13 protein-coding genes are annotated in these 12,517 nt (G+C 57.9%); 11 read left to right on the forward strand and 2 right to left on the reverse strand.

Features of this window, described 5'->3' with window-relative positions; all coding sequences use genetic code 11:
* The 7 genes from rpsI to ACRESD_RS17310 all read left to right on the forward strand — a co-directional run.
* Positions 1–269, forward strand: a 269-nt coding sequence (gene rpsI, locus ACRESD_RS17280; protein WP_431752029.1) for a 30S ribosomal protein S9, incomplete at its 5' end; no start/stop codon positions are given.
* 266 nt (positions 270–535) lie between these two features.
* The gene (petA, locus tag ACRESD_RS17285; RefSeq protein WP_003216040.1) at positions 536–1,132 is read left to right on the forward strand and encodes a ubiquinol-cytochrome c reductase iron-sulfur subunit; all 597 of its coding nucleotides are present in this window, start codon (positions 536–538) and stop codon (positions 1,130–1,132) included.
* A complete protein-coding gene (locus tag ACRESD_RS17290) occupies positions 1,132–2,343 on the forward strand; it encodes a cytochrome b (protein WP_123714564.1) in 1,212 nt (403 codons plus the stop codon). The genes petA and ACRESD_RS17290 overlap by 1 nt, the downstream gene beginning before the upstream one ends.
* Positions 2,343–3,122, forward strand: coding sequence for a cytochrome c1 (locus tag ACRESD_RS17295; protein ID WP_431752030.1), 780 nt, complete (start codon positions 2,343–2,345; stop codon positions 3,120–3,122). Before ACRESD_RS17290 ends, ACRESD_RS17295 begins: the two co-directional genes overlap by 1 nt.
* Before the next feature lie 149 nt (positions 3,123–3,271).
* Entirely contained in the window at positions 3,272–3,889 is a 618-nt protein-coding gene (locus tag ACRESD_RS17300; protein ID WP_016971566.1) for a glutathione S-transferase N-terminal domain-containing protein, read from the forward strand.
* Between the two features lie 17 nt (positions 3,890–3,906).
* On the forward strand, positions 3,907–4,326 hold the full coding sequence (locus tag ACRESD_RS17305; protein ID WP_431752031.1) for a ClpXP protease specificity-enhancing factor: 420 nt from the start codon (positions 3,907–3,909) through the stop codon (positions 4,324–4,326).
* Between the two features lie 158 nt (positions 4,327–4,484).
* Complete coding sequence (locus ACRESD_RS17310) at positions 4,485–5,234, forward strand: FadR/GntR family transcriptional regulator (protein WP_078740717.1); 750 nt, start codon at positions 4,485–4,487, stop codon at positions 5,232–5,234.
* Positions 5,235–5,247: 13 nt separating this feature from the next.
* Here ACRESD_RS17310 and ACRESD_RS17315 read toward each other — a convergent pair whose 3' ends face one another.
* Together ACRESD_RS17315 and ACRESD_RS17320 are read right to left on the reverse strand one after the other, a co-directional pair.
* Positions 5,248–5,436, reverse strand: coding sequence for a hypothetical protein (locus ACRESD_RS17315; RefSeq protein ID WP_431752032.1), 189 nt, complete (start codon positions 5,434–5,436; stop codon positions 5,248–5,250).
* A gap of 151 nt (positions 5,437–5,587) precedes the next feature.
* Positions 5,588–6,745, reverse strand: a complete 1,158-nt coding sequence (locus ACRESD_RS17320) for a phospholipase (protein WP_431752033.1) — start codon at positions 6,743–6,745, stop codon at positions 5,588–5,590.
* A gap of 236 nt (positions 6,746–6,981) precedes the next feature.
* On the opposite strand from ACRESD_RS17320, the gene kdgD reads away from it, so the two are divergent.
* The 4 genes from kdgD (at position 6,982) to garD (ending at position 12,512) form a co-directional block, all read left to right on the forward strand.
* Entirely contained in the window at positions 6,982–7,893 is a 912-nt protein-coding gene (kdgD, locus tag ACRESD_RS17325) for a 5-dehydro-4-deoxyglucarate dehydratase (RefSeq protein WP_431752034.1), read from the forward strand.
* Positions 7,894–7,947: 54 nt separating this feature from the next.
* The gene (locus ACRESD_RS17330; protein WP_431752035.1) at positions 7,948–9,393 is read left to right on the forward strand and encodes an aldehyde dehydrogenase family protein; all 1,446 of its coding nucleotides are present in this window, start codon (positions 7,948–7,950) and stop codon (positions 9,391–9,393) included.
* 186 nt (positions 9,394–9,579) lie between these two features.
* On the forward strand, positions 9,580–10,947 hold the full coding sequence (locus ACRESD_RS17335; RefSeq protein WP_431752036.1) for an MFS transporter: 1,368 nt from the start codon (positions 9,580–9,582) through the stop codon (positions 10,945–10,947).
* A gap of 11 nt (positions 10,948–10,958) precedes the next feature.
* Positions 10,959–12,512, forward strand: coding sequence for a galactarate dehydratase (gene garD / locus ACRESD_RS17340; protein ID WP_431752037.1), 1,554 nt, complete (start codon positions 10,959–10,961; stop codon positions 12,510–12,512).
* Positions 12,513–12,517: the final 5 nt, after the last annotated feature.

Genomic DNA, 12,517 nt, shown 5'->3' on the forward strand with positions numbered 1-12,517 from the left:
AAACTGCCCGCATGGTAGTTCGTCAGCCGCTGGAACTGACCGAGACAGTTGAAAAGTTCGACATCTACGTCACCGTTATCGGTGGCGGTGTAAGTGGTCAAGCTGGCGCAATCCGCCACGGTATCACTCGCGCACTGATGAGCTACGACGAAACCCTGCGTAGCGCTCTGCGCAAAGCTGGCTTCGTTACTCGCGATGCTCGTGAAGTTGAACGTAAGAAAGTCGGTCTGCGTAAAGCGCGTAAGCGTCCGCAGTACTCGAAGCGTTAATTCGCTTTACGTTCCACAAAAACGCCCAGCCTCCTCACGGAGCTGGGCGTTTTTTATTGCCTGCGATTTATGCAGAAATTTCGCCGTGACAACTTGCCACATCCGTAGACCCCCTATACTACAAGGCTTGGAGGGGGAGCTCCGGGCAATTCCCTTGTCATACGTGGGGCTTTTCATTACCATCCGTCAAAATTTTTATAAGTAAAGATTCAACACTTAGTAGACGCCTGATTTAACAGGCCAAAAAGCTGATGGGAGAGGACTGAATGAGCAATGACGGCGTGAATGCAGGCCGGCGTCGCTTCTTGGTAGCAGCCACATCCGTGGTGGGTGCTGCAGGAGCGGTGGGGGCTGCGGTCCCGTTCGTGGGGTCATGGTTTCCCAGTGCCAAGGCGAAAGCCGCAGGTGCACCGGTGAAGGTGAATGTCAGCAAGATCGACCCAGGCCAGCAAATGATTGCTGAGTGGCGCGGTCAGCCAGTGTTCATCGTTCGTCGTACCGAGGAGATCCTGGGGAATCTGAAGAAAATCGAAGGTCAGCTGTCTGACCCGGACTCGAAGAATTCCGACCAACCCGCTTACGTCGATAAGGAAATTCGTTCGATCAAGCCAGAGATCCTGCTGCTGATCGGTATCTGCACCCACCTGGGCTGCTCGCCTACTTTCCGTCCGGAAGTTGCTCCTGCCGACCTCGGCAAAGACTGGGTCGGTGGCTATTTCTGCCCTTGCCATGGTTCTCACTATGACCTGGCTGGCCGCGTCTACAAGTCACAACCCGCACCCTTGAACCTGCCGGTTCCGCCACATCATTACGAGACTGACAGTGTCATTGTCATTGGCGTCGACGAGGGGGAGAAAGCCTGATGAGCAAGTTCATGGATTGGGTGGATGCGCGTTTCCCCGCCACTAAAATGTGGGAAGACCACCTCAGCAAGTATTACGCGCCAAAAAACTTCAACTTCTTCTATTTCTTCGGCTCCCTGGCGCTCCTGGTGCTGGTCAACCAGATCGTCACAGGCGTGTGGCTGACGATGAGCTACACGCCGTCGGCAGAAGAAGCGTTCGCCTCTGTCGAGTACATCATGCGTGACGTCGAGTACGGCTCGATCCTGCGCCTGCTGCACTCCACTGGCGCTTCGGCGTTCTTCATCGTCGTCTACCTGCACATGTTCCGGGGCTTGCTCTACGGTTCGTACCAGAAGCCTCGCGAGCTGGTGTGGGTTTTCGGCATGCTGATTTATCTGGCGTTGATGGCCGAAGCCTTCATGGGCTACCTGCTGCCATGGGGCCAGATGTCGTACTGGGGCGCCCAGGTGATCATTTCGCTGTTCGGTGCGATCCCGGTCATCGGCAACGACCTGACCCAGTGGATCCGTGGTGACTACCTGATCTCCGGCATCACCCTGAACCGCTTCTTCGCCCTGCACGTTGTTGCGTTGCCGATCGTGATTCTCGGCCTGGTGGTCTTGCATATCCTGGCGCTGCACGAAGTGGGTTCCAACAACCCGGATGGCGTGGACATCAAGAAGCATAAAGACGAGAACGGCGTGCCGTTGGATGGCATTCCATTCCATCCGTACTACACCGTGAAGGACATTGTCGGCGTAGTCGTCTTCCTGTTTATCTTCTGCTCGATCGTGTTCTTTTTCCCGGAGATGGGTGGTTATTTCCTGGAGAAGCCTAACTTCGAACAGGCCAACGCTTTCAAGACGCCTGAGCATATTGCCCCGGTCTGGTACTTCACGCCGTTCTACGCCATCTTGCGGGCAATCCCTGACAAGCTGATGGGCGTGATGGCGATGGGGGCTTCGATCGCGCTGCTGTTCGTGCTGCCGTGGCTCGACCGAAGCCCGGTCAAGTCCATGCGCTATAAAGGCTGGCTGAGCAAGATCTGGCTGTGGGTGTTCTGCATTGCGTTCGTGATCCTGGGTGTGCTCGGCGTATTGGCGCCGACCCCAGAGCGCACGCTGCTGTCGCAGATCTGCACCTTCCTGTACTTCGCCTACTTCATTCTGATGCCGTTCTACACCCGGCTCGAGAAGACCAAACCGGTTCCGGAAAGGGTGACTGGCTGATGAAAAAGTTATTCGTTGCTTTGATGCTTGCGGCGCTGCCGCTCCTGTCTTTCGCTGCCGAACATGGTCCTGATCTGGAAAAAGTCGATATCGACGTCTCCGACAAGGCCGCCATGCAAGACGGTGCACGCACGTTCGCCAACTACTGCATGGGCTGCCACAGCGCCAAGTTCCAGCGATATGAGCGTGTTGCCGATGACCTGGGCATTCCTCACGAAGTGATGCTCGATAACCTGGTGTTCACTGGCGCCAAGATTGGCGACCACATGAACATCGGCATGCAGCCGGCGGACGCCAAGGCCTGGTTTGGTGCTGCACCACCTGATCTGACGCTGGTAGCGCGTGTGCGTGGCACTGATTGGTTGTATGGCTACCTGAAATCCTTCTACGAAGACCCGGCGCGTCCATGGGGCGTCAACAACAAGGTGTTCCCGAACGTCGGCATGCCTAACGTTCTGGTCAGCCTTCAGGGCCGTCAAGTGGTAGGATGTAAGCAGGTTCAGGTCGTTGAAGACGGCAAGAAGCAATATGATCCGTTGACCGGTACGCCTTTGACTCACGAAGCGTGCGATCAACTGACCATTGTGCCCAAGACCGGTGCGCTGAACGAAGAGCAGTTCGACGAGAAGGTCAAGAACCTGGTGACCTTCCTGGCCTACTCGGCCAACCCGGTCAAATTGCAGCACCAACGTATCGGTACCTATGTGTTGCTGTACCTGGCTTTCTTCTTTGTATTCGCTTATCTGCTCAAGCGCGAATACTGGAAGGATGTGCATTGATCCAACCGTAAGCAATTGCTGTTAATCTTGCGCGCCCAGCGGCATCTCTGAACATGTAGCAGTCTGGTTGAACCGGACGTTACGGAGATGCTCTCTGGGCGCGCTCGTTTTTGAGCTTTCGATAATTTCAACAAGCGAGGAGGACCGCCATGGGCGTGACCAATCGGTTGGCCTGTTACTCCGACCCCGCCGACCACTATTCCCACCGAGTGCGTATCGTGCTCGCAGAGAAGGGTGTCAGCGCCGAGATCATCAGTGTGGAGGCGGGCCGTCAGCCGCCTAAGCTGATCGAAGTGAACCCTTACGGCAGCTTGCCCACCCTGGTCGACCGTGACCTGGCGTTGTGGGAGTCGACCGTGGTGATGGAATACCTGGATGAGCGTTACCCGCATCCACCTTTGCTGCCGGTGTATCCGGTGGCGCGTGCCAACAGCCGCCTGCTGATCCATCGGATCCAGCGTGACTGGTGCGGGCTGGTGGATGTGATTCTGGATTCACGTACAAAGGAAGCCGTTCGAGTACAGGCGCGTAAGGAATTGCGCGAGAGCCTGACCGGCGTTTCGCCGCTGTTTGCCGATAAGCCTTTTTTCCTCAGTGAGGAACAAAGTTTGGTGGATTGCTGCCTATTACCGATACTCTGGCGTTTGCCGATTCTCGGTATTGAATTGCCGCGGCCGGCCAAGCCGCTGCTTGATTACATGGAGCGCCAGTTTGCGCGTGAGGCTTTCCAGGCGAGTCTGTCTGGTGTCGAACGCGATATGCGCTAAGGCTTAAGGAGCCGCTGATGAACTCCAGTCGACCCTACCTGGTCCGCGCGCTCTATGAGTGGATTGTGGACAACGATTGCACCCCGCACATGCTGGTCAATTCCGAATTTCCTGCGGTTCAGGTGCCGCAGGGTTTTGCCAGTGACGGGCAGATCGTTCTGAACGTATCACCCAGCGCCGTGCGCCATCTGCACATGGACAACGAAGCGGTCAGCTTCGAAGGACGTTTTGGCGGTGTGCCACATACGCTGTACGTGCCGATTGGCGCCATTCTTGGGATCTACGCCCGAGAAAATGGCCAAGGCATGGTATTTGATCTGGAGTCGCCTTTAGGGGAAGACGAATCGATCGAAGGTGAAGACGGCGATGATGTGCCGCCACCGGATGCCGAACCACCGCGCCCTAGCGGTCGGCCGAGCCTGAAAGTGGTGAAGTAAGCGGTTTTCATCCAGATGTGAACTCTGAAAATGCCTCGGCTTGTGCCGGGGCATTTTTTTGCGCGGATGATAACGATGAAAGTCGTGAGTGGACGGTGATCGTACAACCGCCATGGGCTATGATGCGTGCTCAAGTTCGCCGAGAAAGATGATTCATCATGGATAACGCCAACACCGCCCCTCGTCTTCCCCGCAAGCGCCGCAGCCTTGCCCAGGAATTGGTCACGGTGTTGTCCGAGCAGATCCGCGATGGTCAACTCAAACGAGGCGACAAGTTGCCCACCGAGTCGGCGATCATGGACGCCCACGGAGTCAGCCGCACGGTGGTGCGTGAAGCGATCTCGCGGTTGCAGGCGGCAGGACAGGTGGAAACCCGTCACGGTATCGGCACTTTTGTGTTGGATACACCAAGCCCCAGCGGCTTTCGGATTGACCCGGCCACGGTCGTGACCTTGCGAGATGTGCTGGCGATCCTGGAGCTGCGAATCAGCCTGGAAGTGGAGTCTGCCGGCCTGGCCGCTTTACGCCGTAGCGATGAACAATTGGCCGCTATGCGCGCAGCTCTCGATGCCCTGAATGAAAGCGCGGCACATGCTGGCGATGCGGTAGCGTCGGACTTTGCGTTCCATCTGGAGATCGCATTGTCCACCGGCAACCGCTACTTCACCGACATCATGACCCACCTGGGCACCAGCATCATCCCGCGTACCCGCTTGAATTCGGCGCGCCTGGCCCATGACGACCAACAGCATTACATGGGCCGCTTGAGCCGCGAGCATGAAGAGATTTATGAGGCGATTGCGCGCCAGGACTCGGATGCGGCGCGGGCGGCGATGAGACTGCATTTGACGAATAGTCGAGAGAGGCTGCGCCATGCCCATGAAGAGGCGGAGGCGCAGCGGGGATAAGGTAGTAGGGCGTTTAGGTGAGTTCAAATTCAATTTCGATCACTTTGGCGTCGTTGTCATAATGGAAAGTCTTGCCAATCACTGTCGCCACTGGGTCCCCCGGAAATGCAAGTTTGTCCCCGATATTGGGTAGCTCCTCAATTAGAACGTTCGAAATGCTGTTTTTTTTGCCTTTGAATTTAACCTTGATTTCATTAGCCATGATTAAGCCTCATTGAGCAGGAAGAACGTTAGGTAAATGCCCGCACATCAGTGCGGGCCCAATCACGTTAGGATGGCTGGAAATGCGGTGATACTGTCAGAATTCACAGTTCTGACGAGCGGTATCAAACACGCCAGTGGCGGAACTCAGCTCAAGGCAGCGGCGTATTCGGCTTGTAATCCTTCAACAACAAATACGTACTCCACCCCCACCAATCGTTCGTCCAGTGCTTGTCGTTCAGGTTATTCACATCCTGACGGCGCAGCACCTTGTCCCCTTCCATCTTGAACAGCGGCGAGAAGTTATTCGCCGGGTTCTGCGCTGCATTCAGGTCAGGCACATACAACGGTGCCTTGAAATTGGCCGGGGAGGGGGCTACGCCGCTGATAAAGGTGGCGAAGATTTCATCGGCCGACGCCTGTACTGCGCGTTTGACCTGTACTCGGTTGTCCGCATCGATGGTGTCGAAGTAGCGTTTATCCCCATAGGCATGCCATTGATCACCCATGGCGTTGCGTACCTTGAGCCCGAACTTACTGTCTTCATCGTGCATGAAACGGCTGATTAGCGAGCCCAGCTCACCCGGTGTCACCACGGCGGCCAGTTGCTTGCGAGGTACGCGCAGGTGGCCGGCGGAGAACAGATCGGTCAAAAAGTGATCAGCAAAACTGTTCATGGCATAGGCCAGCTCCAGTGCCTGGTCGGTGCCGGTTTGATGCGCAACCACTGCCTGTTGCAGCGCTGCCGTATGGCCAGCCAGGTACGCCGACAACGCCCATTCACCGAAGTGGTCGGCGTTGTCCGCCGCCAACTTCAAGTAGCGTCCCAGTGGAATCAGCGCGGAAACGGCACTGCCGCCACCGGTAATGCGATTCCATTCTTCAGACAACGTATCACCCAGCGCGTCATAAGCTTCATGGGGCTGCTTGCCATCCTTGATGGCCTGGTTGACCGCGTTGATCTCCTTTTGCATCACCGCGAGGATTTTCTTGGCTTCTTCCCGCGACGCCGGTAGCACGGCCAGCGAATTAAACGCTGCGGTAAAGCGCTGCACGCGATCGGCTGGGGAAGCGCCATCGCTGATGGCCTGGCCAGGGATGCCGTAGAAATCACCCCCCAAGGCAATCACTTGACCGTAGGTCAGCGCCAGTCCGTTGGGCAGATGCAGTTCGACTTGTCGTGCTGGGATCGCTGGCGCGTCCTTGACGAAACGCAGCAGGGTGTCATCACCGATGGCGGTGTGTTCACCCCCTTCGAAGCGCAGGGTAGGTGGGTTTTTTTCGGGTGTCGCGAGTTCAAGACCTGACATGTTAGCTCCTTGCTATGTCGTAGGAATCTTCCTTAATAACTGTATGTATATACAGCTATTTGGATCATAGAGGAATAATTTCCTACGTCAAGCACGGGTGTCTAAACGTTCAGTCGTGGGGGAGGGCCGATGAATTGCAGTTGACGAATCTTTTTATAGTTGTACGATGACGTACGACATCATCAAAACCAACAACAACCTTTCGACAGAAAGTCTTTGCCCAGGGTGTTCGAATAATGAATCCACAAGAACTGAAGTCCATCCTCTCCCACGGTTTGCTGTCTTTCCCGGTGACCGATTTCAATGCCCAGGGTGACTTTCACCAGGCGGGCTATATCAAGCGTCTGGAGTGGCTGGCCCCTTACGGCGCCACGGCCTTGTTCGCTGCCGGTGGCACCGGTGAGTTTTTCTCCCTGGCCGCCAGCGAATATTCCCAAGTGGTGAAGACCGCTGTTGATACCTGTGCGACCAGCGTGCCGATCCTGGCCGGTGTGGGTGGTTCGACCCGTCAGGCCATCGAGTACGCCCAGGAAGCCGAACGCCTGGGTGCAAAAGGCTTGCTGCTGCTGCCGCACTACCTGACCGAAGCCAGCCAGGACGGGGTTGCCGCTCACGTGGAAGCCGTGTGCAAATCGGTCAAGATCGGCGTGGTGGTGTACAACCGAAACGTCTGCCGCCTGACTGCGCCTTTGTTGGAGCGCCTGGCCGAGCGATGCCCGAACTTGATCGGCTACAAGGATGGCTTGGGTGACATTGAGTTGATGGTGTCGATTCGTCGTCGTCTCGGCGACCGTTTCAGCTACCTGGGCGGACTGCCGACGGCAGAGGTTTACGCCGCTGCCTACAAGGCCCTGGGCGTGCCGGTGTACTCCTCGGCGGTGTTCAACTTCATCCCGAAAACCGCGATGGACTTCTACCACGCGATTGCCAAGGACGATCACACCACCGTCGCCAAGATCATCGACAACTTCTTCCTGCCTTACCTCGATATCCGTAATCGCAAGGCGGGTTATGCCGTGAGCATCGTCAAGGCTGGCGCCAAGATCGCCGGCTACGACGCAGGCCCGGTCCGTACCCCGCTGACCGACCTGCTGCCGGAAGAGTATGAAGCCCTGGCCGCGCTGATCGACAAGCAAGGTCCGCAGTAACTTATCAACAAGGCCGCTGAGCAATCAGCGGCCTTTTGCGTCAGGAGAAGATTTGTGTCCCAAGCCAAGCGTTTTGAAAACTACATCAACGGCGAGTGGGTGGCCGGCGCCGACTACTGCGTCAATCTCAACCCGTCGGAGTTGTCCGATGTCATCGGCGAATACGCCAAGGCTGACGTAGCCCAGGTCAACGCTGCCATCGATGCGGCCCGCGCTGCGTTTCCTGCATGGTCAATGTCGGGCATTCAGGCTCGTCACGATGCCCTGGATAAAGTCGGCAGCGAAATCCTCGCCCGTCGCGAAGAACTCGGCACCTTGCTGGCCCGGGAAGAGGGCAAGACCCTGCCCGAAGCCATCGGCGAAGTGACTCGCGCTGGGAATATCTTCAAGTTCTTCGCCGGTGAGTGCCTGCGCCTGTCCGGTGATTACGTACCGTCGGTGCGCCCGGGCGTCAATGTTGAAGTCACCCGCGAAGCCTTGGGCGTGGTCGGCCTGATCACCCCGTGGAATTTCCCGATTGCTATCCCTGCCTGGAAAATTGCCCCAGCCCTGGCCTACGGCAACTGCGTGGTGATCAAACCGGCTGAACTGGTGCCGGGCTGCGCCTGGGCCCTGGCGGAAATCATCTCTCGCGCCGGTTTCCCCGCCGGTGTGTTCAACCTGGTGATGGGCAGCGGCCGTGTGGTCGGTGATGTGTTGGTCAACAGTCCGAAAGTCGACGGCATCAGTTTTACTGGCTCCGTGGGCGTAGGCCGTCAGATCGCCGTGAGCTGCGTGTCGCGCCAGGCCAAAGTGCAGTTGGAAATGGGCGGCAAGAACCCGCAGATCATCCTCGATGACGCCGACCTCAAGCAGGCCGTCGAGCTGTCGGTGCAGAGTGCGTTCTACTCCACCGGCCAGCGTTGCACCGCATCGAGTCGCTTGATTGTCACCGACGCCATCCACGACCGGTTCGTCGCGGCCATGGCCGAGCGTATGAAGTCGATCAAGGTCGGGCACGCCCTGAAAAGCGGCACTGATATCGGCCCGGTCGTGTCCCAGGCCCAATTGGACCAAGATTTGAAATACATCGATATCGGTCAAAGCGAGGGCGCACGGCTAGTGAGCGGTGGCGGTCTGGTGACATGCGATACCGAAGGTTACTTCCTGGCGCCCACGCTGTTTGCCGACAGCGAGGCCGCCATGCGCATCAGCCGTGAAGAGATTTTCGGCCCGGTGGCCAACGTGGTACGCGTGGCGGATTACGACGCGGCGCTGGCCATGGCCAACGACACCGAGTTCGGTCTGTCGGCCGGTATCGCCACCACGTCGCTGAAGTACGCCAACCACTTCAAGCGCCACTCCCAGGCCGGGATGGTGATGGTCAACCTGCCGACCGCCGGTGTGGATTACCACGTTCCGTTCGGTGGCCGTAAGGGCTCATCCTACGGTTCGCGTGAGCAAGGTCGCTATGCGCAAGAGTTCTACACGGTGGTGAAGACCAGCTACATCGGTTCGTAACTCGCAACACCTGTCGGCACCGGTTCCTGTGGGAGCTGGCTTGCCTGCGATAGCATCACCGCGGTGTCACAGACACACCGAGGTGCCTGCATCGCGGGCAAGCCCGGCTCCCACATAAAGCGGTCCCCGCGCTGAAAACAGAAAACCATTACCCGCAAAAAAAATAATTAGTGGGAGTACTTCTTCATGCAAGCGACCAAGCCGACCCACGTCCGCTATTTGATCCTGCTCATGCTGTTTCTGGTGACCACGATCAACTACGCCGACCGGGCCACTATCGCTATCGCCGGCTCCAGCCTGCAAAAAGACCTCGGCATCGACGCGGTCACCCTCGGCTACATCTTCTCCGCATTCGGTTGGGCCTATGTGGCCGGGCAAATCCCCGGTGGCTGGTTGCTGGACCGGTTCGGTTCGAAAAAAGTCTATGCCCTGAGTATCTTCACCTGGTCACTGTTCACTGTGTTGCAAGGCTATGTGGGTGAGTTCGGGGTTTCCACGGCAGTGGTGGCGCTGTTCATGTTGCGTTTCTTGGTGGGGTTGGCGGAAGCACCGTCGTTTCCCGGAAATGCCCGTATTGTCGCAGCGTGGTTTCCTACAGCGGAGCGCGGTACGGCATCGGCCATCTTCAACTCGGCACAGTACTTCGCCACCGTGCTGTTTGCACCGCTGATGGGCTGGATCGTCTACACCTTCGGCTGGCAGCATGTATTTATCGTGATGGGGGGCATCGGCATCCTGTTCTCGCTGATCTGGCTGAAAGTTATCCACAGCCCGCGTCAACACCCGATGATCAACGAGGCTGAACTCAACCACATCGCCGCTAACGGTGCGATGGTCGACATGGACCAGGACAAGGCCAAAGGCCGGAAAACCGACGGCCCCAAGTGGGATTACATCCGCCAACTGCTGACCAATCGCATGATGCTCGGCGTTTACCTGGGCCAGTACTGCATCAATGGCATCACCTATTTCTTCCTGACCTGGTTCCCGGTGTACTTGGTGCAGGAGCGTGGCATGACCATTCTCAAGGCCGGGTTCATTGCGTCGTTGCCGGCGATCTGCGGGTTTATCGGTGGCGTGCTGGGTGGCCTGCTTTCCGACTACCTGCTGCGCAAGGGCCATTCGCTGACGTTCGCACGCAAGGCGCCGATTATTGGTGGGTTGCTGGTGTCGTGCAGCATCGTGGCGTGCAATTACGTGGATATCGAGTGGATGGTGGTGGGCTTCATGGCCTTGGCCTTTTTCGGCAAGGGCGTTGGCGCACTGGGTTGGGCGGTGGTGTCCGACACTTCGCCGAAACAAATCGCGGGGTTGAGCGGCGGTTTATTCAACATGTTTGGCAACCTGGCCTCCATCAGCACGCCGATTGTGATCGGTTACATCATCAGCACCACCGGCTCGTTCAAGTGGGCGCTGGTGTTCGTCGGCGCCAACGCGCTGCTGGCGGTGTTCAGCTACCTGGTGATTGTCGGCCCGATCAAGCGTGTGGTGCTCAAAGAACCACCCAGCAGCCAAGGGCCTGAGCTGACTAAATTTACCCAAGCGCATTCCTGAGGGGCGATGTGATGCAGTTGATTGAACATGCCGATTCGCCGCGCTCCATTCGTTTGCACGAACGCGACAATGTGGTGATCGTGGTCAACGACCAAGGCGTACCGGCCGGTACCGAGTTTCCGGACGGCTTGGTGACAGTGGATTTCATCCCCCAGAGCCACAAGGTGACCCTGGAAGACATTCCAGAAGGCGGCCGGATCATTCGCTATGGTCAGACCATTGGTTACGCCCTGGCGCCGATTCCCCGTGGCAGTTGGGTGCAGGAAGACCAACTGCGCATGCCTACTGCGCCGCCACTGGACAGTTTGCCGCTATCCACCGAGGTGCCTGAGACTCAAGCGCCACTGGAAGGATTTACCTTCGAGGGATATCGCAACGCTGATGGCACCGTGGGTACGCGCAATATCCTCGGCATCACTACCACGGTGCAGTGCGTCACCGGTGTGCTGGACCATGCGGTCAAGCGCATCAAGGCCGAATTGCTACCCAAGTACCCGCACGTCGATGACGTGGTGGCGCTGACCCACAGCTACGGCTGCGGCGTGGCGATCACTGCGACAGATGCCTACATTCCGATTCGCACGGTACGCAACCTGGCACGCAACCCGAACCTGGGAGGCGAAGCGTTGGTGATCAGCCTGGGGTGCGAGAAGTTGCAGGCCGGGCAGGTGATGCATGACAACGACAGTTCCGTCGACCTGAGTGAGCCGTGGTTGTATCGCCTGCAGGATTCCAGCCACGGCTTCACGGAAATGATCGAGCAGATCATGGCGCTGGCGGAAACACGCTTGAAGAAGCTCGACCAGCGCCGCCGTGAAACCGTGCCGGCGTCTGAGCTGATCCTGGGGATGCAGTGCGGCGGTAGTGATGCGTTTTCCGGCATCACCGCCAACCCGGCGTTGGGGTACGCCTCGGACTTGCTATTGCGGGCCGGGGCGACGGTGATGTTTTCCGAAGTGACTGAAGTCCGCGATGCCATCTACTTGCTGACGTCTCGTGCCCAGAACGAGGACGTTGCCCGGGAGTTGGTCAGGGAAATGGACTGGTACGACCGCTACTTGGCCAAGGGCGAGGCGGATCGCAGTGCCAACACCACGCCGGGCAACAAGAAGGGCGGGTTGTCGAACATTGTCGAGAAGTCCCTGGGTTCGATCGTCAAATCCGGTAGCAGTGCGATCAACGGCGTGCTTGGCCCAGGCGAGCGGTTCAAGGGCAAGGGCCTGATTTTCTGCGCGACACCGGCCAGCGACTTTGTGTGTGGCACCTTGCAACTGGCGGCGGGGATGAACCTGCATGTGTTCACCACCGGGCGTGGTACGCCGTATGGGTTGGCAATGGCGCCGGTGGTGAAGGTGTCGACCCGCACGGAGTTGGCGCAGCGTTGGCCGGACCTCATCGATATCGACGCCGGGCGCATTGCCACCGGGCGCGCGAGTATCGAAGAGTTGGGGTGGGAGCTGTTTCATTTCTACCTGGATGTGGCGAGTGGCAAAAAGCAGACGTGGGCGGAGCGGCATAAGCTGCATAACGACATCACCTTGTTCAACCCAGCCCCCATCACCTGAGACTG

The organism is Pseudomonas sp., assembly GCF_050739995.1.
In the GTDB taxonomy this organism is placed as follows: Bacteria; Pseudomonadota; Gammaproteobacteria; order Pseudomonadales; family Pseudomonadaceae; genus Aquipseudomonas.